This is a genomic window from Roseixanthobacter finlandensis (genome assembly GCF_043195105.2).
Taxonomy (GTDB): domain Bacteria; phylum Pseudomonadota; class Alphaproteobacteria; order Rhizobiales; family Xanthobacteraceae; genus NCEH01.
The window spans coordinates 2,037,316-2,058,590 of record NZ_CM195536.1 but is presented as its reverse complement, the minus strand read 5'-3'; the positions used below and the strand labels follow the sequence as shown (position 1 = coordinate 2,058,590).

At 64.9% G+C, this 21,275-nt stretch carries 22 protein-coding genes; 20 read left to right on the top strand and 2 right to left on the bottom strand.

The genetic code is table 11. The annotated features are described in order from the left end of the window. Nucleotides 1–272 precede the first annotated feature (272 nt). Nucleotides 273–455, top strand: a complete 183-nt coding sequence (locus V5G24_RS09470) for a hypothetical protein (RefSeq protein WP_394085170.1) — start codon at nucleotides 273–275, stop codon at nucleotides 453–455. A gap of 75 nt (nucleotides 456–530) precedes the next feature. Here the strand turns inward: V5G24_RS09470 and V5G24_RS09465 are convergent, their stop codons facing one another. Further along, nucleotides 531–1,565, bottom strand: a complete 1,035-nt coding sequence (locus V5G24_RS09465) for an Ldh family oxidoreductase (RefSeq protein WP_394085169.1) — start codon at nucleotides 1,563–1,565, stop codon at nucleotides 531–533. After that, nucleotides 1,562–2,494: a hydroxyacid dehydrogenase gene (locus tag V5G24_RS09460; protein ID WP_394085168.1), complete on the bottom strand. Its 933-nt coding sequence runs from the start codon at nucleotides 2,492–2,494 to the stop codon at nucleotides 1,562–1,564. Before V5G24_RS09460 ends, V5G24_RS09465 begins: the two co-directional genes overlap by 4 nt. A 180-nt stretch (nucleotides 2,495–2,674) precedes the next feature. On the opposite strand from V5G24_RS09460, the gene V5G24_RS09455 reads away from it, so the two are divergent. The 19 genes from V5G24_RS09455 (at nucleotide 2,675) to phnD (ending at nucleotide 21,273) form a co-directional block, all read left to right on the top strand. Further along, on the top strand, nucleotides 2,675–3,445 hold the full coding sequence (locus tag V5G24_RS09455; protein WP_394085167.1) for a GntR family transcriptional regulator: 771 nt from the start codon (nucleotides 2,675–2,677) through the stop codon (nucleotides 3,443–3,445). A gap of 437 nt (nucleotides 3,446–3,882) precedes the next feature. Beyond that, nucleotides 3,883–4,653 carry an ABC transporter ATP-binding protein gene (locus V5G24_RS09450; RefSeq protein ID WP_394085166.1) on the top strand — a complete coding sequence of 257 codons (771 nt, stop codon included), beginning with the start codon at nucleotides 3,883–3,885 and terminating at the stop codon, nucleotides 4,651–4,653. Then, complete coding sequence (locus tag V5G24_RS09445; protein ID WP_394085165.1) at nucleotides 4,646–5,536, top strand: ABC transporter permease; 891 nt, start codon at nucleotides 4,646–4,648, stop codon at nucleotides 5,534–5,536. Before V5G24_RS09450 ends, V5G24_RS09445 begins: the two co-directional genes overlap by 8 nt. A gap of 95 nt (nucleotides 5,537–5,631) precedes the next feature. After that, a complete protein-coding gene (locus V5G24_RS09440; RefSeq protein ID WP_394085164.1) occupies nucleotides 5,632–6,639 on the top strand; it encodes an ABC transporter substrate-binding protein in 1,008 nt (335 codons plus the stop codon). Nucleotides 6,640–6,695: 56 nt separating this feature from the next. Next, complete coding sequence (locus V5G24_RS09435; RefSeq protein ID WP_394085163.1) at nucleotides 6,696–7,448, top strand: succinate dehydrogenase/fumarate reductase iron-sulfur subunit; 753 nt, start codon at nucleotides 6,696–6,698, stop codon at nucleotides 7,446–7,448. Further along, nucleotides 7,445–7,774 carry a succinate dehydrogenase/fumarate reductase transmembrane subunit gene (locus V5G24_RS09430; RefSeq protein ID WP_394085162.1) on the top strand — a complete coding sequence of 110 codons (330 nt, stop codon included), beginning with the start codon at nucleotides 7,445–7,447 and terminating at the stop codon, nucleotides 7,772–7,774. The genes V5G24_RS09435 and V5G24_RS09430 overlap by 4 nt, the downstream gene beginning before the upstream one ends. Then, a complete protein-coding gene (sdhC, locus tag V5G24_RS09425) occupies nucleotides 7,771–8,130 on the top strand; it encodes a succinate dehydrogenase, cytochrome b556 subunit (RefSeq protein ID WP_394085161.1) in 360 nt (119 codons plus the stop codon). Before V5G24_RS09430 ends, sdhC begins: the two co-directional genes overlap by 4 nt. Beyond that, nucleotides 8,127–8,867: a sulfite exporter TauE/SafE family protein gene (locus tag V5G24_RS09420; protein WP_394085160.1), complete on the top strand. Its 741-nt coding sequence runs from the start codon at nucleotides 8,127–8,129 to the stop codon at nucleotides 8,865–8,867. The genes sdhC and V5G24_RS09420 overlap by 4 nt, the downstream gene beginning before the upstream one ends. A 10-nt stretch (nucleotides 8,868–8,877) precedes the next feature. After that, nucleotides 8,878–9,750, top strand: a complete 873-nt coding sequence (locus V5G24_RS09415) for a fumarate hydratase (RefSeq protein WP_394085159.1) — start codon at nucleotides 8,878–8,880, stop codon at nucleotides 9,748–9,750. Nucleotides 9,751–9,760: 10 nt separating this feature from the next. Beyond that, nucleotides 9,761–10,372: a fumarate hydratase C-terminal domain-containing protein gene (locus tag V5G24_RS09410; protein WP_394085158.1), complete on the top strand. Its 612-nt coding sequence runs from the start codon at nucleotides 9,761–9,763 to the stop codon at nucleotides 10,370–10,372. Further along, nucleotides 10,369–12,099: an L-aspartate oxidase gene (locus tag V5G24_RS09405; protein WP_394085157.1), complete on the top strand. Its 1,731-nt coding sequence runs from the start codon at nucleotides 10,369–10,371 to the stop codon at nucleotides 12,097–12,099. Before V5G24_RS09410 ends, V5G24_RS09405 begins: the two co-directional genes overlap by 4 nt. A gap of 354 nt (nucleotides 12,100–12,453) precedes the next feature. Further along, nucleotides 12,454–12,774 (top strand): UxaA family hydrolase, encoded by a 321-nt coding sequence (locus tag V5G24_RS09400; RefSeq protein WP_348846434.1) that lies wholly within the window; start codon nucleotides 12,454–12,456, stop codon nucleotides 12,772–12,774. An 8-nt stretch (nucleotides 12,775–12,782) separates the two neighbouring features. Next, nucleotides 12,783–14,063, top strand: coding sequence for a UxaA family hydrolase (locus V5G24_RS09395; protein ID WP_394085156.1), 1,281 nt, complete (start codon nucleotides 12,783–12,785; stop codon nucleotides 14,061–14,063). Nucleotides 14,064–14,762: 699 nt separating this feature from the next. After that, the gene (pstS, locus tag V5G24_RS09390) at nucleotides 14,763–15,791 is read left to right on the top strand and encodes a phosphate ABC transporter substrate-binding protein PstS (protein ID WP_394085155.1); all 1,029 of its coding nucleotides are present in this window, start codon (nucleotides 14,763–14,765) and stop codon (nucleotides 15,789–15,791) included. Between the two features lie 41 nt (nucleotides 15,792–15,832). Continuing rightward, nucleotides 15,833–16,720, top strand: coding sequence for an arsenate reductase/protein-tyrosine-phosphatase family protein (locus tag V5G24_RS09385; RefSeq protein WP_394085154.1), 888 nt, complete (start codon nucleotides 15,833–15,835; stop codon nucleotides 16,718–16,720). An 81-nt stretch (nucleotides 16,721–16,801) separates the two neighbouring features. Beyond that, the gene (arsB, locus tag V5G24_RS09380) at nucleotides 16,802–17,863 is read left to right on the top strand and encodes an ACR3 family arsenite efflux transporter (protein ID WP_394085153.1); all 1,062 of its coding nucleotides are present in this window, start codon (nucleotides 16,802–16,804) and stop codon (nucleotides 17,861–17,863) included. Between the two features lie 52 nt (nucleotides 17,864–17,915). Continuing rightward, nucleotides 17,916–18,956 carry an ArsJ-associated glyceraldehyde-3-phosphate dehydrogenase gene (locus V5G24_RS09375; RefSeq protein ID WP_394085152.1) on the top strand — a complete coding sequence of 347 codons (1,041 nt, stop codon included), beginning with the start codon at nucleotides 17,916–17,918 and terminating at the stop codon, nucleotides 18,954–18,956. Continuing rightward, on the top strand, nucleotides 18,956–20,233 hold the full coding sequence (gene arsJ / locus V5G24_RS09370) for an organoarsenical effux MFS transporter ArsJ (RefSeq protein ID WP_394085151.1): 1,278 nt from the start codon (nucleotides 18,956–18,958) through the stop codon (nucleotides 20,231–20,233). Before V5G24_RS09375 ends, arsJ begins: the two co-directional genes overlap by 1 nt. 104 nt (nucleotides 20,234–20,337) lie before the next feature. Beyond that, nucleotides 20,338–21,273 (top strand): phosphate/phosphite/phosphonate ABC transporter substrate-binding protein, encoded by a 936-nt coding sequence (phnD, locus tag V5G24_RS09365; RefSeq protein WP_394085310.1) that lies wholly within the window; start codon nucleotides 20,338–20,340, stop codon nucleotides 21,271–21,273. Nucleotides 21,274–21,275: the final 2 nt, after the last annotated feature.

Sequence of the window (21,275 nt, the reverse complement as noted above, 5' to 3'; positions counted from 1 at the left end):
ACTGATTAATTTTGTTATTTTTTATATCCACATAACTTGCTAGGAATATTCCTGGATGGTGTTTCCGGAATTGTGCTTTATCGCCCATGACAAAAATCGCCGTACAAAATCTCTTTGCCTCCGTGCTGGACACGTGGGGCGTACGCGCCTCTTCCGGGCCGGCGATACGTCACGATGGGCGCGCCGGCGGTTCGGGAGCGAACCGTACGCCCGCCGCGTCTGATCCGGCGGCGCCGTCCAGCTTTGAAATCACAGCAATATGCGCGCCGGACATGGTCGAGATCGAGGATGTGCACGCGGTGCGCCAGCGTGTCGTGCTCAGCTATGGCGCGCGCGAAATGCTCGATCTGGCCATGAAGCGCGAGCGCCGGGACAGCCTTGTGGGCCTGCGCATCAAGCGCGAGGCCTTCGAAGTGGAAGGCCTTGCTTTCACCCGCTGGGCCCTCGCCGATTGAGGTCGGCCCACCGGCGCGGGGGATTTCCCGTCGTCACGTAGTGAATAACGGCGGCGGGTGCCGCCGCTTTCCGGATCAAGCCCGCCCGGCGCGCCGCAGCAGATCGGCCAAAATCTCCGGATCCACCTGAATGCCGTCGCGCTCCGCCCGCTGGCGGGCCGCAATCCGGCGCTCGCCGGGCAAGCGGGTCCCGTCCTGGCCGAGAATTGCGGACAGCAGAATCTCCAGCCGCGCGGGAAAATCGGCGCCGCCGAGACGCACCGGATCCAGCGCCAGGAACAGTTGCCCGATGCGCGGCGCCGGGCCTTCCGCCGTGAAGAAGGAACTGGCTTCGAATCCGAACTGCCCCCCAGTGAGCACGGTGGCGAGAATTTCCACCATCAGCACCAACGCCGCGCCCTTGGCATCGCCAATGGGCAACATGGTGCCCGCGAGCGCCGCCTTGGCATCGCCGGTCGGCTGGCCCTGCGCATCCAGCGCCCAATCGGACGGGATCGGCGTACCCTTCTGCGCCGCGATCATGATCTTGCCCCGCGCGACCTTGCTCAACGAGGCATCGATGACCAGCGCCGGCCCCTCCCCGCGCGGCACGGCGAAGGCAATCGGATTGGTTCCGAAAACGCCCCGCGACCCGCCCCACGGCGCGATGGCCGCAGGCGAATTGGAGAAGGCGAGCCCCACCAGCCCCTGGTCCGCCAGCCATTCCACATGATGCCCCATGACGCCGGCATGATGGGAGGCCCGCACCGCAACCGCCACCACGCCGGTTTCCCTGGCGCGCGTCGCGGCGGCCGCCAGCCCCTGGCCGATCGCGGGGAAGGCGAAGCCGGTTCGTGCGTCGACCCGCAGGGTTGCGGGCCCGGTCCAGTCCAGCACAGGCTCGGCAAACCCGTCGATTTTTCCCGAGATCGCCTGCTGCGCATAGGCCGCGAGGCGCGCGAGGCCGTGACTTGCGATCCCGTCCGCTTCCGCCGCCACGAGGGCCGCGGCGGTGACGCGGGCATTATTCTCGCCGGTGCGCGAAGCCATCAGGGCATCGGCGGCGAGCGCACGCGCGGCATCGAGCGCAAGCGGAGCCTTGGTGGCGGTGTTCATCGTCGCGGTATTCATGACCGACCTTTCAGGGCTTGGCTGACCTTCGACGCGATGAGGGCGCTCACCCGGACGTTGGATTCCTCGGTGACCCCCGCAATGTGCGGCGTTAGAATCAAATTGGGCATGTCGCAAAGGGCGCTTCCCGCCCCAAGTGGCTCGGCTTCGAAGACGTCCAGCATCGCGCCGCCGATGGCACCGCGCCGGAGCGCTGCCGCAAGCGCCGCCTCATCGACGACACCCCCCCGCGCGGCATTGATGAGCACCGCGCCGGGCTTCATCCGGTCGAGAGCGGCGGCGTCGATGAGATTGCGGGTCTGAGACGTCAAGGGCACGTGAAGGCTCACCGCGTCGCTTTCGGTCAGAAGATCGTCGAGCGAACGCGGCCCCACGCCGTGGGTGCGCCAGGCCGGATCGTCGGCCGCCACGAACGGATCGAAGGCCACTACCTCCATGCCGAGCGCGCGGGCGCGCTGTGCGGTCTCCCGCGCGATGGCGCCGAAGCCGATGAGGCCGAGCCGCTTCCCGCTCACCTCCCGCCCCATGAGGCGGGTGCGCGGCCAAGCACCGGCGGCGACCTCCCCGCTCGCATGATACGCGCCACGCAGCAGCATCATCACGCCGCAGATCACATATTCCGCCACCGCCACATCGTTCGCGCCAGTGGCCGGATAGACTTGGATATCCCGCGCCCGGCAGTCGTCGACATCGATATTATCGAGCCCGACGCCCAGCCGGCCGACAACGATGAGGTTCGGCGCATTGGCCAGCAGGCCGGCGCGCACCTGGGTGCGATTACGAACGATCAGCGCGCGGGCCCCCTGCGCGAGGTCTGCAAGGACGTCGGCCTTGTCCACGAGCGAGGGATCGTAATGGACATCGTGATCCACCCGCAGCGCATCGAGCGCGCCTGCGTCCATGAATTCGGTGACGAGGATTTCGGGCATGGAAGGTCCGTGGGGTTTCGGCGGCGCATTCACCGGCGCGCGCCGCTGCTGCAGATGCTGGATGCGCTAGCGCTCAATATGAGATAGGCTATTATATATAAGACAGATGACACAAGATAAAATCGACACATCCCGGGCCCTGGTGCGAGGCCCCAACCTCATGCATAAATGGAGGATCATGTGAGAATCGACGGGAACGGGATGGCACGGGGCACCAGCGCGGACGTGGCGGAAAAGGTGGAGAGCCTTGGGTTTCGGCCGCTCTATCGCCAGGTGCGCGAGACCCTCATTCGGCGCCTCGTGGATCGGGTCTGGGCCCCCGGACAACCCCTGCCGAGCGAGATGCAGCTGGCCGCGGAACTCGGGGTCAGCCAGGGCACCGTGCGCAAGGCGCTGGACGAGATGGCCGCCGAAAACCTGGTGGTGCGCCGCCAAGGGCGCGGCACGTTCGTCGCGAGCCATGACGAGGACCGCATCCTCTTCCAATTCTTCAAGCTGGTCGCCGATGACGGCGAGCGCCGCTTTCCCGAAAGCCAGGTGGTGAGCACCGCCCGGGGTCGCGCAAACGCCGCCGAGCGGGAAGCCTTGAGCCTGCCCCGGGACGGGAAGGTCATCCGCATCCGCCGCATCCGCAAGCTCGATGGCGCGCCCCTGATCGTCGAAAATCTCGCTCTCCCCGAGAGCCTGTTTCCCGGTCTCGGCGAAGCCCCCATACCGAATAATCTCTATGGCCTCTATGCTAGCAAGTTCGGCATCGGGGTCGGCCGCGCGCGGGAAAAGCTGAAGGCGATCGCCGTTTCGGTGGACGATGCGGCCGCTCTCGGCGTCGCGGAGGGAACGCCCGCCCTGCTGATCGACAGGCTTGCGCTCTCCCTGGAACAGATCCCGGTGGAATGGCGCGTCAGCATCTGCCTGACCGAGGGTTTTCACTACCTCTCCGAACTCAGCTAAAACCCGCCTCGGCGGTTTTTTTCGCCGCCGGGTTCGCGCCCGATTTCCGCGTCGACGCACCCGATCCTCCCCGAAAACCGTTGCAGCGCCTCATTAAGGGGCTTTGCGTTCCCTCAAGTCTTATAAATGATATTAGACCACTTTACATCTGCGGCAGCCTCCGTTAGCGTCTGATGGACGATAGGCGAACGAGCATGCAGGGGCCCGCAGAAGAGGCCCATCGCCACGCATGCTCTGCCGCTCGACGAGGGAAAAGGGTGACCTGATGCCAACGCCGACGCACCGCCCCGCTCCTTAAGTTCATTGCGAACCAGACACAGCGACACGATCCGCAGGACACACCGATTCCGCTCCCGCTTGTTCCAAATTTTCGCGCGGGCGCCACACAATCAAAAGAACAAGGCAGAAAAATCTGCTTTATCCTAGGGAGGTCCAGAATGGACGCGCAGGAACCTCTTCTGGAGGTCAAAGGCGTAACGCTGCAATACAAGACGCCGCATCTTTTGATCACGGCGACCTATCGGGTCGATTTCAACGTGATGAAGGGCGACCGCTTCATCCTCCTTGGCCCCTCGGGCTGCGGAAAGTCCACCCTGCTCAAGGCTGTGGGTGGCTATATGTCGCCCACGGAAGGCGAAATGCGTCTGAAGGGGCACATTATCCGGACGCCTGGCCCCGACCGCATGATGGTGTTTCAGGAATTCGACCAGCTTCTGCCGTGGAAAACCGTGCGGCAGAACGTGGCCTTTGCGCTCGAAGCCTCGCGCCGTCTGCATGGCCGAGAGGCGGATGAACGCGCCATGCACTATATCGAAAAGGTCAATTTGATTAAATTTGCGGACAGCTATCCGCATATGCTTTCCGGCGGCATGAAGCAGCGCGTCGCCATCGCCCGCGGCATGGCCATGGAGCCTGACATCCTGCTGATGGACGAGCCCTTCGCGGCGCTCGATGCCCTGACCCGCCGCAAGATGCAGGACGAATTGCTGATGCTGTGGGAGGACACGAAGTTCACGGTGTTGTTCGTGACCCATTCTATCGCCGAGGCGATCAAGATCGGCAACCGCATCCTCCTGCTTTCGCCACACCCTGGGCGGGTCAAGGCCGAGCTGAACAGCGCCGCCGAATCCCCGGCCGCCGCCCAGCTCGAAAGGCGCATCCAGCACATGCTGTTTTCTGACGAAATCAAGGAGACGGCCGATGCGTGAATCCGTAAATGTCCTTTCGAACGTGCATGCGTTGCGGCCAGAGATCGTGCGCGAGGAAGAGCCCATCGCGACGATGACCATCGTCGAGAAACCGCTCTCGACGTTCGAGATGATTTATAATATCTCGGTCGTCCGCAAGATCATGATATTGATCGTTCTCGCCGTGATTTGGGAAATTTACGGGCGCGTCCTGAACAATGATCTTCTGTTTCCCACATTCAGCGCCACTATTTCGGCCTTCTTCCAGAATGTGATGAACGGGGTTCTGCCGGCGCGCGCCTGGGCCTCGATCAAGGTGCTGCTGGCAGGCTATGCCCTCGGGGTGATGCTCGCCGCCTTGCTCACCGCCATCGCCATCGCCTCGCGCATCGGCACCGATTTTCTCGAGACGATGACGTCCATGTTCAACCCGCTGCCGGCGATCGCGCTGCTGCCGCTGGCGTTGATCTGGTTCGGCCTTGGAAACGGCAGCCTGGTGTTTGTCCTGGTCCATTCGGTTACCTGGGCGATCGCCCTCAACACCCATTCCGGCTTTTTGTCGGTGAGCAAGACGCTGAAGATGGTGGGCCGCAATTATGGCCTCGGCGGTCCGCGCTTCATCTGGAAAATCCTGATCCCGGCAGCATTTCCGAGCATCCTCACGGGCCTGAAGATCGGCTGGGCGTTCGCTTGGCGCACGCTGATCGCGGCGGAACTGGTGTTCGGCGTCTCCTCCGGCTCCGGCGGACTCGGTTGGTTCATCTTCGAGAACAAGAACATGTTGGATATTCCCAATGTATTCGCGGGGCTGCTCACGGTCATTGTCATCGGCCTCGTGGTGGAGAACCTGATCTTCCAGACCATCGAGCGGCGTACCATCGCCCGCTGGGGCATGCAGGCGTGATGTGACGTGCGGCGGAGGCCTTGCTGCCGCACGGTGCGATTTAAAAAACTCTTAAATCACAAGAAGCTGCGCAAAGCGTGGCATGGGAGGGACGCATGACCAAGGACTTCTTGAAGACGCTGGGCCTTGCCGCCGCCTTCGCGGTGAGCCTGGCCGGAGCCGCCGCGGCGGAGGTGGATACGGTCCGCCTCGCCAAGCAGTTCGGCATCTCCTACCTGCCACTCACCGTAATGGAGGAGGAGAAGCTGCTCGAGAAGCACGCCAAGGATCTCGGGCTCGACGTGAAGACCGAATGGCTGCGCTTCACAGGCGGCTCGGGCATGAACGAAGCGCTGCTCTCGGGCAATCTGGACTTCGCCTCGGGCGGCGTCGGCCCGATGCTGACCATCTGGGGCCGCACTCAGAAGAGCATCGGCGTGAAGGGTGTCGCAACGTTGAACGCGATGCCGCTCTACCTTGTCTCGGTGAATCCCAACGTGAAGACCATCAAGGACTTCACCGACAAGGATAAAATCGCCCTGCCGACCGTGAAGACGTCGATCCAGGCCGTCACGCTCCAGATGGCGGCCGAGAAGGCCTTTGGCGCGGGACAGCAGAACAAGCTGGACCCCCTCACCGTCTCCATGGGCCATCCCGATGCGCAGGTGGCGATGATGGGCGGGCGCTCGGAGATCAACGCACATTTCGGCTCCTCGCCGTTCCAGGACCTGGAATTGAAGGACCCGCGCGCCCACAAGGTGCTGGACAGCTATGACGTGCTCGGCGGTCCTCATACCTTCAACCTGGTGTGGACCACCACCAAGTTTGCCGAGTCCAACCCCAAGGTGATGAAGGCGTTTCTTGCGGCCCTGGAAGATGCCATGGCCCGCATCAAGGCGGACCCGAAGGGGATCGCCACGCTCTGGCTCAAGGCCGAAAACTCCAAGATGTCGCAGGACGAGGCGGTCGCGCTGATCACCTCGCCGCAGAACCAGTGGACGACCACGCCCCAGAAGATGATGACCTATCTCGACTACATGAACCGGGCGGGCCTCGTGACTGCGAAGGCGAAGGACTGGCGCGATTTGTTCTTCGCTCCGATCCACAACGCTTCGGGAAGCTGACCGCCGTGCAACGGGCCGCCGTCCGCGGCGGCCCTCATTCCAACCGAAGAAGACAGATGAACACTCGAACCTCCACCGAAACCGCCCCCTCCGGCGGCGGGGACCTGATGGTGCGCGTCTGGCGCGGGGCGGAAGCGGGCGGATTCCAGGATTTCGCAACGCCCCGCCGCGCCAACCAGACGGTGCTCGATGTCGTCACCGAGATCCAGCGCGAGCAGGACCCGACGCTCGCCTATCGCTTCGCCTGCCGGGTGGGCATGTGCGGCTCCTGCGCCATGGTCGTGAACGGCCGCCCCCGCTGGACCTGCCGCACCCGCGTCGCGCAAGTCGAGGAAGACGGCCTGCTCACCCTGGAGCCGCTACGCAACCTGCCGGTGGTCAAGGATCTGGCCGTCGAGATGGAGCCATTTTTTCAAAAATGGACGCAGGCCCATGGCTATTTCGAGCCGGGCGCGCATCCGGCTGCGGATTTCGCCCCCGTGGCGCCCAGCGCGCCGGAGCGGCAGGAAGCGGATGCCGGCATCGAATGCATCAATTGCGGCGTGTGCTATTCGGCTTGTGACGTGGTCTCCTGGAACCCGGACTATCTTGGGCCGGCGGCCCTCAACCGCGCCTGGACACTGGTGAATGACGTACGCGACCAAGGCCAGGCCGCGCGGCTTGCCGCGGTGTCGGGCGATGCCGGCTGCCATTCCTGCCACAGCCACATGAGCTGCACCGAATATTGTCCCAAGGGGCTGGCGCCGACCTTCTCCATCGCCGGGCTGAAGCGCGCCACCACGAAGCGCATCTGGAGGGGCGGACGATGACACCGCTGCTGTATCTTGCCCAGCGCGCCACCGCCCTCATCCTCGCCGTGGCCGTCAGCGTGCATCTCGCCACCATGATCTATGCCGTGCGCGGCGGATTGTCGGCCGGCGAGATCCTCGCCCGCACGAACGGCAATCGCTGGTTCCTCGCCTTCTACGCCCTGTTCGTCGTGGCCGCATCCATCCACGCGCCCATCGGCCTGCGCAGCGTGCTGCGCGAATGGACGGGATGGCGCGGGCGCTCGCTCGACCTCGCCATGGTCGCGTTCTGCCTGCTGATCCTCGTGCTCGGCCTGCGGGCGGCGTTCGCGGTGTACCGGCCATGAGCATCGCCCACACACATCTGCGCGCCGCACGGCGCAAGCCCGGCTTCCTCGCCGCCGTCCTGCATCGTGCCTCCGGCGTCGCCCTGGCGATTTTCCTCCCCATGCATTTCATCGCCCTCGGCACGGCACTCGGCGGGGCGGACAAACTCGAATCCTTCCTGGCGATCACCCATTATTGGCCGGTGCGGGTGGCGGAATGGGGCCTGGTGAGCGCGCTCGCGCTGCACATGGCGCTTGGTCTGCGGGTGCTTGCCATCGAGTTTCTCTCCCTGCGGACCCGCACCGGCGCGCTCGTGGGCGCGTGCTGTGCGGCGGCGATCGCTGTCGGCCTCGCCTTTCTCCTGAGCGGGGCATGACCATGATGTTCGGCGTTCCGCTCGCCACCCTTTCTGTGCTGTGGGCCGGCGCGTTCATCGGCGCGCTTGCGGCCGGGGGCGCGGGCTTTGCCTTCGCGATCGCCGCTTCCGCGATCTGGCTGCATGCTCTCGACCCCATCCAGACCACGGCGCTGATCGTGGCCTGCGGCACGCTGCTTCACATCACTTTGGTCTGGCCGATCCGCCGATCCATTGACGGCGTGCGCCTCACCCCGTTCCTGATGGGCGCGCTGATCGGCGTTCCCATCGGCGTGGTGATGCTGACGCGGGTCGATCCCGGCTCCCTCAAGCTCGCCCTCGGCATCGGCATGGCGCTTTACGGGCTCTATGCCTTGCTCGCCCCGCGCCTGCCCCATGTGTCCGGCGGCGGCCGGGCGGCGGATGCGGCCATTGGCTTCTTCGGCGGAATAATGGGGGGGCTGGGCGGCTATTCCGGCGTGCTGCCCACCATCTGGACCCAATTGCGCGGCTGGCCGAAGCCCGTGGCGCGGGGGGTCTACCAGCCCTTCATCCTGTTCGCCCACGTGCTTACGCTCGCGCTGGTGGGTGCTTTCGCCATCGATCAGGATGGGCTCGTTCTCTTCCTCCTCGCGCTTCCACCGCTGTGCATCGGCGCCTTCGTGGGCCTGCGCATCTACGGGCATCTCGACGAGGTGCGCTTCAAGCAGATGCTGGCCGCGATGATCCTCGCGTCGGGCGTGCTTTTTCTGATTTAGGAGTGATCCCATGGACTTGGACATGAGAGAGGTCGAGGCTATCTGCGCGGCATTGTACGTGCAAGCGCTCAAGATCCTGCCGCCGGACATCAAGGCCGGCTTCAAGACCCTCGTGCAGAGCGAGACCGACGCCACGGGCAAGACCATTCTCGGCACCATGGTGGAGAATATCGCGGTCGCCGAGCGCACCAAGAACATCCTGTGCCAGGACACCGGCATTCCCATCTACAATGTCACCATCGGTCGGAACGTCACTTTCGACGGGGCCGAGCTGAAGGCGGCGATCCGGCGCGGCTGCGAGCGGGCGACGAAGGAAAATTCGCTGCGCTCCTCGGTGGTCCATCCCATCACCCGCAAGAATGACCAGACCTCGTGCGGCATCCGCGTGCCCATCATCCATGTGGATTTCGATACCCGCGAGGAAACCGTCGGCATCGAGATGATCCCCAAGGGGTCGGGCTCGGAGAACGGGTCGTTCCTGAAGATGCTGCTGCCCTCGGAGGGCATCAAGGCGGCGAAGCGCTTCGTGATCGACCGGGTGGTGGAGCTCGGCGGCCGCGTCTGCCCGCCCACCATCGTCGGGGTCGGGCTCGGCGGGACGTCGGACCTGTGCATGCACCTCGCCAAGATCGCCGCCACGCGCCCCCTGCGCACCGTCTGTTCAGACGAGGAAGGCGCGAAGATCGAGGTGGAGCTGTCGCAGGCCGTGAATGAATTGGGCATCGGGCCGCAGGGCCTCGGCGGACGCTCCACCAGCTTCGCCGTGCATGTGGAAGTGGCCGCGACCCACATCACGCAGAACCCCGTGGCCGTGAACATCCAATGCCATTCGGCGCGCCGCGCCCTGGCGACCGTGACACCCGGCGGCATCGCCTTCAGCTGAGGATCGCCCCATGACCCATCATGTCCTCGACATGCCGATCGACGCAGATGTCGCGCGCAGCCTCAAGATCGGCGATACGGTCACCTTGCGGCGCACGCTGTATGGCATTCGCGACGCGACCTTGATCCATATGTTCGACCGCGACCGGCGCACAAGGCTGGACCTCAACGGCCATGCCGTCATCCATACGGCACCGAACGTCCATAAGGTGCCGGCCTCCGCGGAGGCGCCGGTGGGCTACACGCCGTTCTGCATCGGTACCACCACGTCCATGCGCATGGAGCGCTTCACCCGAGCCCTGATGGAGCGCGAAGGCGTGCGCCTCATCATCGGCAAGGGCGGCATGGGGCCGGCGACGCTGGAGGCGTTCCGCGATCTCGGCGGCGCCTATCTCGCCATCGTCGGCGGTGCGGCGGCACTGGAGACAACCTGGATCGAGCAGATCGAGGATATCGATATGGACGATCTGCATCCCGAAAGCCTTTGGCGCTTCCGCATCCGCGATTTCGGCCCGCTGCTGGTGGGCATGGATTCCCATGGCGGCTCGCTGTTCGCCAATGTGCAGGACGCCGTGGCCGCCCGCCGCGATGCGGTTCTCGCCAGCATCGGAGCCAGCGAATGACCCCCGCCCTGCGCATGGTGGAAACCGACATCCTCATTCTCGGCGCAGGCGGCGCCGGCCTGTTCGCCGCGCTCCATGCCAAGAAGACCGCGCCCGACCTCGACGTGACGGTGGCGGTGAAGGGGCTGCTCGGTAAATGCGGCTGCACCCGCATGGTGCAGGGCGGCTATAATGTCGCCCTCGCGCCGGGGGATTCCGTCGAGCGCCACTTCATGGACACCATCGAAGGCGGCAAATGGCTCAACAACCAGGATCTCGCCTGGACCCTCGTCACCGAAGCGCAGGTGCGCATCCGCGAGCTTGAGAATGAGCTGGGCTGCTTCTTCGATCGCAATCCCGACGGCAGCGTGCACCAGAAGGCCTTCGCCGGGCAGACCTTCGATCGCACCGTGCACAAGGGCGATCTGACCGGCATAGAAATCATCAACCGCCTGTCGGAACAGGTGTGGCGGCGCGACGTTCGGCGGCTGGAGGATCATCGGGCGCTGGACCTGATCCCCGCCGCCGACGGCTCGGGCCTTGCGGGCGTCGTCATGCTGGACATGCGCACCGGCGAACCGGTGTTCGTGCGGGCGCGGGCCACCCTGCTCGCCACCGGCGGCGGTCCCACCATGTACAAATATCACACTCCCTCGGGCGACAAGACCTGCGACGGCCTCGCCATGGCCCTGCGGGCGGGTCTGCCGCTGCGCGACATGGAGATGGTGCAGTTCCACCCCACCGGCCTGCTGGCGGGGGAGGACACGCGCATGACCGGCACGGTGCTGGAGGAGGGCTTGCGCGGCGCCGGCGGCTGGCTGCTGGATTCCACCGGCGAACGCTTCATGCACCTCTACGACCCGCGCGGCGAGCGCGCGACGCGCGACGTGGTGAGCCGCTCCATCATCCGCCGCATCCGCGATGGCTATGCCACGCCGAATGGGGGCGTTCATATCCAGATGAGCCATCTCGGCCCGGCCCAGGTTGCGAAGAATTTCAAGGGCATGGTGGAACGCTGCGCCGATTGCGGCTTCGATCTCGCCGGCGGCCGCGTGGAGGTGATCCCCACCGCCCATTACATGATGGGCGGGGTGGAGTTCGCTGGCGATTGCCGCACCGAAATGCCGCGCCTCTATGCCGCCGGCGAGGATACCGGCGGCGTGCACGGCGCGAACCGCCTCGGCGGCAATGGGGTGGCCAATTCCACCGTCTTCGGCGGCCTCGCGGGGCAGGCGATGGCCAGGGCCGTCACGCGCGAAGGCAGCTTCGCCGATCCCGACCGCGCGGCCGTGGCGCGCAGCTTGGAGCGTGCGTTCGGGCCGCTCGGGCGCCCATCCCGCGACCTGCCCGCCATCCGCGCCGCACTTTACGACACCATGTGGAACGATGTGGGCATCCTGCGTACGGCGGAAGGCCTTGAGCGGGCCGGTGCCGCGCTTTCGGACCTCGCGGCAGCGGTCACGCGCTGCGGCGCGCCGGACAGCGAGCGGCGCTATAATCTCACCTGGATGGACCGGCTGAACCTGGAAAATCTGGTGGCGGTGAGCCAGGCGATATGCGCCGCAGCGCTCGCGCGCACGGACAGCCGGGGCGCCCACTTCCGCGAGGATTTTCCCGAAACCTCCGACCTTGCGACCTCGCGCTACACCAAGGTGCGGCGTGACGGCGATGATCTTTCCATCACCACCGAGCCGGTCGCCTTCACGCGCGTGCGTCCGGGGCAATCCTTGCTCGAGGAAGCGGCCTGAACCGACGGCGCGCTCACCCGCGCGAAGACCAAGATGAGCGCCCCGGCACGGCGGCCAATGCCGCCTGAATGATTGAACGCGCGCCTTTGCGCTGGTGTGGCGTATCCGCGCTGCGCGGGCGAATGATGGCGCGCGCCCAAGCGATCGGCCGCCGCGCGACAGGCGGGAAAAATCCTGTTCCACGCACCGGTCCCGACACGCCGGAGCGCTGCGTTTCAAAACCTTTTCCAGCCCGCCGGCGGCCTCGGCCGCACAAAGGCAATTGACCTTTTATCATATCTTATGTCTTATAAAAGACATGGGAACGCAGGGCGAGCCCTGGACCCTCGGCCGGCATAGGAGGACCTCAAGAAAATGAGCGCAAATCAAGAAACGCGAGGCAATGGCGACGGCATCCCGCACGTCCTCGCCCATAGCCCCAAGGACAATGTGGCGGTCGCGGTCGTCGAGGGTCTCGGCGCCAATACGCAGGCCTTCGGCGTCATCACCGAAGACAATTCCACCTTCGAGGTGTTCGTGAAGAGCGACATCCCGATCGGCCACAAAGTGGCGCTCGTGGACCTGAAGACCGGCGATACGTTGATCAAATACGGGCAGGACGTCGGCCGGATCGTCGCCGACATCGCCAAGGGCGAGCACGTCCACGTCCACAATGCCAAGACGAAGCGCTGGTGAGGCCGAACATGTCCGAAAACATCACGATCAACGGCGAAAGCCCCACCAATCCGTTCGTCGGCAGCGCGCCCGACCAGTTGGTGACCCCGGCCCTGTCGGCCGACCGGGCTTCGAGCGACTATGCGAATGCCACGGTCATGGGCTGGCGGCGCGAAAATGGACGGGTGGGCGTGCGCAACCACGTCGTCATCCTGCCCCTCGACGATCTTTCAAACGCGGCCTGCGAGGCCGTGGCGAACAGCGTGAAGGGGACGCTCGCTTTGCCGCACGCCTACGGGCGCTTGCAGTTCGGCGAAGACCTTGAAATCCACTTCCGCACCCTCATCGGCATCGGCTCCAACCCCAATGTCGCCGCCGTTGTCGTCATCGGCATCGAGGACCAGTGGACCAACCGGGTGGTGGAAGGCATCGCCAAGACCGGCAAGCCGGTCGTGGGCTTCGGCATCGAAGGCCATGGCGACATCGCGACCATCGCGAAGGCCAGCTACCAGGCCAAGCGCTTCCTGCAGTGGGCAACCGAGCTGCAGCGCGAGGAATGCCCGATCACCGATCTCTGGATCTCCACCAAGTGCGGGGAATCCGACACCACCACGGGCCTTTCCTCCTGCCCCACCGTGGGCAACATGTATGACAAGCTGATCCCGCACGGCATCTATGGCGTGTTCGGGGAGACCTCCGAGATCACCGGCGCCGAGCATCTCTGCAAGGACCGCGCGGCTTCGCCGGAGATCGCGGACAAGTGGTTTAAGATGTGGAAGGCCTATCAGGACGACGTCATCGAAGCCCACAAGACCGATGACTTGTCCGACAGCCAGCCCACCAAAGGAAATATTGTCGGCGGCCTCACCACCATCGAGGAAAAGGCGCTTGGCAATCTGGAGAAGATCGGCCACGAGTGCACCTATATCGATGCGCTCGAACCCGCTGAGGCACCCGCCAAAGGTCCCGGCCTCTATTTCATGGACACGTCCTCGGCAGCCGCCGAATGCGTGACCCTGATGGCGGCCGCCGGATATGTCGTGCACACCTTCCCCACCGGGCAGGGCAATGTGATCGGCAATCCCATCGTGCCGGTGATCAAGATCTCCGGCAATCCGCGTACCGTCCGCACCATGGGCGAGCATATCGACGTGGACGTCTCCGGCGTCCTGCGCCGTGACATGACCATCCCGCAGGCTGGCGATGCGCTGATCGACATGATCGTGCGCACCGCCAACGGACGCCTCACGGCCGCCGAATCCCTCGGCCACCGCGAATTCGTCATGACGAAGCTGTATCGCAGCGCCTGAACGACGAAGGACGGGCGGCTCGCGGGCCGCCCGTCCCTCTCCCGCCGCGCGGCGCGACTGCGCGGGTCCGGGCCGGCATGAGGCATGCCGGAGCCATGTCCAATCTCCATTCGCGGCGCGTTTCACTGGCGCGCACACACTTCACTGACGCGCACACACGGATCACCGCCTCGGTGGTCCCTTGGCGTTCCGGCTCTCGGAACAGCGACCGGGCAAATGACCCGCCTGGAATGGTGATACGGCGACCCATTTCCACATTCAGACGCCTTAATGTCGACTGGCGCATGATTGAAACTCATGAATGAAGGCGTACGCCTTCTGCGATGAAACGGCGCCCCGCGCCTGGGACGCGGCGGCCTCCTTCGTCGCGGGCAATGGCCCGCCGGGACCGCAGACATCAAGATCGACCGCCAACGCGGCGACGCCAGATGCAAACACGATGGCGGTCGCGAGCGCCAGCTACCTGAACACGGGCTGTTTCTCCTGCATGGCTTTTCACGCCAACAGGAAGGTTCGGAGCTTGGCCGTTCCTGGCACCCCTTTCCGTCATGCGCTCCTGTTCTCTCGAGATCGGCCCGGCGAACGTCATTCCAGTGACACGATTCGCCTATAACCATCTGTCCACGCCTATCGACATATTGACTCATTTGGGGGTACAATCCCCTCTGAGTGTCGCAAAGGGCACAAGGGAGGCCTGCCGTGAACCGCATTCTCGCTTTGACTGCCACAGCTGCGTTTGCTGCCATTTCCATCCTCGCGCCTGCCGCGCATGCGGCGGAAGCGCGCGGCGCCGGCTCCACCTTTGCTTATCCCATCATCTGGAAATGGGCGGAGGCGTTCCGCGAACGCACGGGTGACCTCGTCGAATACCAGTCGGTGGGCTCGTCCGCCGGCATCAACCGGATCCAGGACGGGGTGGTGGATTTCGGCGCGTCCGACAAGCCGCTGAAGCCCGAGGAATTGGCGAAACGTGGCCTCGGCCAGTTCCCCATCGTATTCGGCGGCGTCGTGCCGGTGGTGAATCTGGACGGCGTTGATGCCGGCCAGATCCGCTTCACCGGCGCCCTTCTGGCGGACATCTATCTCGGCAAGGTCGCGACATGGTCGGATCCCGCCATCAAGGCGCTCAATCCCGAGCTCAAGCTGCCCGATGCGAAGATCGTGGTGGTGCATCGCTCTGATGGATCGGGGACCACGTTCAACTGGGTCTCCTACCTCGCCAAGGCAAGCCCGGAATGGAAGCAACAGGTGGGCGAGGGCAGCGCAGTGGCATGGCCCGTGGGAACCGGCGCGCGCGGCAACGAGGGCGTGTCAACCGAGGTCAAGCGAGTCAAGAATTCCATCGGCTATGTGGAATTCACCTACGTGGTGCAGGCGAAGCTTGCCTACGGCTTGGTGCAGAACCGGGCGGGCAAGTTCATCGCGCCGAGCGCGGCGTCGTTCCAGGCTGCGGCCTTGAGTTTCGACTGGGCAGCGGCGAAGGATTTCTTCGTCATCATTAACGACTCTCCCGCTGAAGGCGCCTACCCCATCGCCGCGACCACCTTCGCGGTCATGTACAAGGTGCCAAAAGTCCCGGCGAACAGCCAGGCCGCCTTCGCGTTCTGGCGCTTCGCTCTCGACGATGGCGAGAAATTTGCCTCCGAGCTCGGCTATGTTCCCTTGCCGCCGGTTCTGGTCCAGCAGGTGAAGGACTATTGGGCAAAGACCTTCAAGGGCGGTGCCTGAGGCGCGCGCAGCACTTGCACCCATTCAAACGGTGAGACGAGATGGACGAGACGAAGCTGAATGCGGAAGACGCGACGCGGATCTTCGATGCGCTGTCCCAGGGCACGCGCTTCGAGACCTATCGCCTCCTGCTGCGCTATGTGCCCTACGGTCTGCCCGCGGGCGACATCGCCCGGCTGCTGGCCGTGCCGCACAACACCATGTCGACCCATCTCGCGCTCCTGGAGCGCGCGGGCCTGGTCACCGCGCGGCGGGATGGTCGGTCCATCATCTATGCGGTCAATCTTTCGGGGGCGGGTCCGGTGCTGAGCCAGCTGATGGCGGAAATGGGCTTTTCTGTCACGCCCCGGCGCGGCAACCTGACCGCCGCCTTTCCGCAGCTTCGCCCCGGTGCCGCGAACGATCGCGTTTACAACGTGCTGCTGGTCTGCTCGGCCAATTCGGCGCGCTCGCTCATCGCCGAGGCCTTGCTCAACCGCGAGGGACGCGGCCGCTTCCGCGCCTATTCGGCCGGCAGCCGGCCGAAGCGCAAGCCGCACCCCATGGCCCTCGATCTGCTCGCCTCGCTCGGCTACGACACGGCGGAGCTCGCCTCCAAGAGCTGGGACGGCTTCGCCGTGCCGGACGCGCCGCAGATGGATTTCGTCATCACCACCTGCGATGCCGCCGCCGGTGAAACCTGCCCGGCCTTTCCCGGTCATCCCCTACATGCGCATTGGGGCCTGCCCGACCCGATCCTGGTGAAGGGAACCGAGGCGGAGCAGAAGGCGGCCTTCCTCGCCACCTATCGCCGGCTGGCGGGGCGCATCTCCGCCTTCGTCAACCTGCCGTTTGAGCAACTCGACCTTGCTTCGCTCAAGGAACGCATCGGCGAGATCGGGCGGATGGAGGGCGCGACCGACCTCACGCTCTCGGGACAGGCCGCGTGAACCGTCGTCCTCCTGCAACAGACCTGGCCCACGCTGGCGCCGCCATCGGCAGCAGATTGCGGTCTTGGGAGATCCTGCACCGTGTCCGTATTTGAACGCTATCTCACGCTCTGGGTGTTCCTGTGCATCATCGTCGGCGTCGCCCTTGGCGCGCTGGCGCCCTCGCTGTTCCAGGCCATCGGGGCGCTGGAGGTGGCCCAGGTCAACCTGCCGGTGGCGCTCCTCATCTGGCTGATGATCGTGCCTATGCTGGTGAAGATCGACTTCGCGGCACTGAAGCATGTGGGCCGGCACTGGCGCGGCATTTCGGTGACGCTGCTGGTGAACTGGGCGGTGAAGCCGTTCTCGATGGCCCTGCTCGGCTGGCTGTTCATCGGCTATCTGTTCCGGCCCTATCTGCCGGCCGACCAGATCGACAGCTATATCGCCGGCCTGATCCTGCTGGCGGCGGCGCCCTGCACGGCCATGGTGTTCGTGTGGTCGAACTTGATCAAGGGCGAGCCCCATTTCACTCTGTCCCAGGTGGCGCTGAACGACGCCATCATGATCGTGGCGTTCGCGCCCGTCGTCGGACTGCTGCTCGGGCTCTCCTCCATCACTGTGCCGTGGGATACGCTCTTCCTTTCGGTGGTGCTCTATATCGTCGTGCCGGTGATCGCGGCGCAGCTTCTGCGCGGGCGCATCCTGGCGAGCGGCGGACAGGCCGGGCTCGACCGCCTGCTCGGCGTGCTCCAGCCGCTCTCTTTGGTGGCGCTGCTGGCCACCCTGGTGCTGCTGTTCGCCTTCCAGGGTGAACAAATCCTCGCCCAGCCCCTGGTGATCGCGCTGCTGGCGGTGCCGATCCTGATCCAGGTCTATTTCAACTCGGGACTGGCCTATCTGCTGAACCGAATGTCCGGGGAAGCCCATTGCGTGGCGGGCCCCTCGGCCCTGATCGGGGCGTCGAACTTCTTCGAGCTGGCGGTCGCTGCGGCCATCAGCCTGTTCGGCTTCAAGTCCGGAGCGGCGCTGGCCACGGTGGTGGGCGTACTCATTGAGGTTCCGGTGATGCTCTCGGTGGTCTGGATCGTGAACCGCTCCAAGGACTGGTACGAGGCCGGCACCATCAAGGTGAAGGATGCCGCCGACCATCCTCCGGCCTGACATCAATGCGGCGCAGCCGCACGTTCTTAAGCTTGCAAGGAATGACGTTGCCATGAGAGTGGGGATCAACGGCCTCGGCCGCATCGGACGGCTGTCGCTGCGCGCGGCCCTGGGAGCGGCCTATCGCCCGGACAATGATCCGCGCGGCAACAACCGGCTCGACATCGTCCATCTCAACGAGATCAAGGGCGGCGCTGAAGCATGCGCCCACTTGCTCGAGTTCGACAGCGTGCAGGGACGCTGGCGGGCGCCCATCTCGCACGATGAGGGCAGCGTGCGCATCGGCGAGCATGTCATGTCCTTCTCGTCTCATGCCAAGCCGGACGACATTCCCTGGGGCGATCTCGGCGTGGATGTGGTGCTGGAATCCACCGGCAAATTCCTCACGCCGCAGGTGCTCGAAGGCCATCTGAAGCGGGGCGCCAAGCGCGTCATCGTCGCCGCGCCGGTGAAGGACCCCTCGGTGCTCAACGTGGTGGTGGGGGTGAATGAGCATCTCTACGACCGAGAGACGCACCCTATCGTCACGGCGGCGTCCTGCACCACCAACTGCCTCGCGCCGGTGGTGAAGGTGGTGCACGAGGCGATCGGCATCCGCCACGGCCAGATCACCACCATCCATGATCCCACCAACACCAATGTGGTGGTGGATGCGCCCCACAAGGACCTGCGCCGCGCCCGCTCGGCCATGCTCTCGCTCCAGCCCACCACCACAGGCAGCGCCACCGCCATCGCCCTCATCTATCCCGAGCTGAAGGGCAAGCTGAACGGCCACGCGGTGCGCGCCCCGGTGCTCAACGCCTCGCTCACCGACTGCGTGTTCGAGCTCAATCGCGAGACCACGGCACAGGAGGTGAACGCCTTGTTCGCCGAGGCCGCCGCGGGATCGCTCAACGGCATCCTCGGCTTCGAGCCGCGCCCCCTGGTGTCGGCGGACTATGCCCGCGACACCCGCTCCTCGATCGTGGATGGCCCCTCGACGCTGGTGACCGACGGCACCCTGCTGAAGGTCTATGCTTGGTACGACAATGAGATGGGCTATGCCTGCCGCATGGTGGACCTAGCCTGCTATCTCGAACAGGCGGGGCTGTGATGGCAGCCCCCTCCTCCGCCGGCATCCGCAACTATGCCATCGTGACAGCCGCCTATTGGGGCTTCACGCTGACCGACGGCGCGCTCCGGATGATCGTGCTCTTCACCTTCTTCAAGCTCGGCTATTCGCCCTTCACCCTGGCCTTCCTGTTCGTGCTGTACGAGGCTGCCGGTATCGGCGCCAACTTCATCGGCGGCTGGCTCGCGGGCCGCTTCGGCATCACGCGCATGCTTACGGTCGGCCTGACGACGCAGATCTGCGGCTTCCTGATCCTGTCGGCGGTCTCCCCGTCCTGGGAGACCGCGCTTCTGGTCCCCTGGGTGGTCGCCGCTCAGGGCATCTGCGGCGTCGCCAAGGACCTGACCAAGACCGCGTCCAAGTCCGCCATCAAGGTCACCGAGGCCGATGCGAAGGGCGGCAATGCGAACAGCCGCCTGTTCCGCTGGGTGGCGTGGTTCACCGGATCGAAGAACGCGATGAAGGGGTTCGGCTTCCTGCTCGGCGGCGCGCTCCTGGAACTGATCGGCTTCCGTCCTGCCCTGTGGCTGATGGCGGGCGTGCTCGCCCTGGTCCTGGTCGGGGTCGTCCTGTCGTTGCCGCCCATGCTCGGAAAGACGAAATCGAGTAAGAGCATGAAGGAGCTCTTTGCCAAGAATCGGGGTGTCAACCTGCTCGCCCTGGCCCGCGTGGCCCTGTTTGGCGCACGCGACGTCTGGTTCGTCGTTGGCGTGCCGGTCTTCCTCTATGGCTCTGGCTGGACCTTCATCATGGTCGGCGGCTTCCTGGCCCTGTGGACCATCGGCTACGGCTTCGTCCAAGCGGCCGCACCCGCCGTTGTGACCCGCAGCGCGGACGGCCTCTCCCGGGAGGTCCCCGCAGCGCGATGGTGGGCGCTTGCCCTTACCCTGGTTCCAATCGCCATGGCGGGCTGGCTTGCCTTCGCACCACCCCATGCGGACGTCGTGCTGGTGGCCGGCCTGTCGATTTTCGGCATCGCGTTCGCCGTGAACTCCTCCCTGCACTCCTACCTGATCCTGGCCTATGCCGGATCGGAGAAGGCCGCCGAGGACGTCGGCTTTTACTATGCGGCCAATGCCGCCGGACGGTTCATCGGCACGTTACTTTCCGGCCTGCTCTACCAGATTGGCGGAATCTTCGCCTGCCTGGGTGGATCGGCCCTGATGCTCGCCGTCTGCTTATTCACGACCTTGCTGCTGCCCACCCATGCCAATCCCGCTGAGAATACAAACCCGCGCCGCGCCCCGACGGGCGGCTGATCCCGCTGCATCGTAGTCGGCACGTCACACGACAGTCGTATTGAATCTGCAATCCAATCGGAGATGAAGCCATGTCGCTCCTGCGCTCCATGACCTGTGCCGCCATGCTCGCGGCGACCATGCTGGCCCCCACTCTTGCCCATGCCGAGTTCAAGCTCGACCCGCGCTTTACCGACGCCAACGGCGACATGGTGGCGGATGCGCCGTCCGACCCGGCGAAGCAGCTGGACCCCGACACCCTCATCTTCGCCTATACCCCGGTGGAGGACCCCGCCGTCTACGCTAAGGTGTGGCAGGAATTCCTTGATCATCTCGCCAAGGTGACGGGCAAGAAGGTGCAGTTCTTCCCCGTGCAGTCCAACGCCGCGCAGCTGGAAGCCATGCGCGCCGGGCGCCTGCACGTGGCCGGTTTCAATACCGGCTCCAACCCCATCGCGGTGGCCTGTGCCGGCTTCGTGCCCTTCGCCATGATGGCGGCGAAGGATGGCGCCTACGGCTATGAGATGGAGATCATCACCTATCCCGGCTCCGGCATCACCAAGGTCGAAGACATCAAGGGCAAGAAGATGGCCTTCACCTCCGAGACCTCGAACTCGGGCTACAAGGCGCCCTCCGCTCTGCTGCGCACGGAATTCAAGCTGGAGCCGGGCAAGGATTACGAGCCCGTGTTCTCCGGCAAGCACGACAATTCCATCATCGGCGTCGCCAACAAGGACTACCCGGCGGCGGCGGTGGCCAATTCGGTGATGAAGCGGATGATCGCGCGCGACGTCATCAAGGCGGATCAGGTGGTCTCCATCTACAAGTCCCAGAGCTTCCCCACCACCGGCTACGGCTACGTCTACAATTTGAAGCCGGAGCTGGCGGCGAAGGTGAAAGAGGCCTTCTTCACCTTCAACTGGGAGGGCACCGCCCTGCAGAAGGAGTTCAAGTCGGCCGAGCCGCCGCAGGAGAAATTCATCCCCATCACCTTCAAGGAGAACTGGGCGGTGGTGCGGCAGATCGACGACGCCATGGGCGTCAGCTACACCTGCAAATAGAC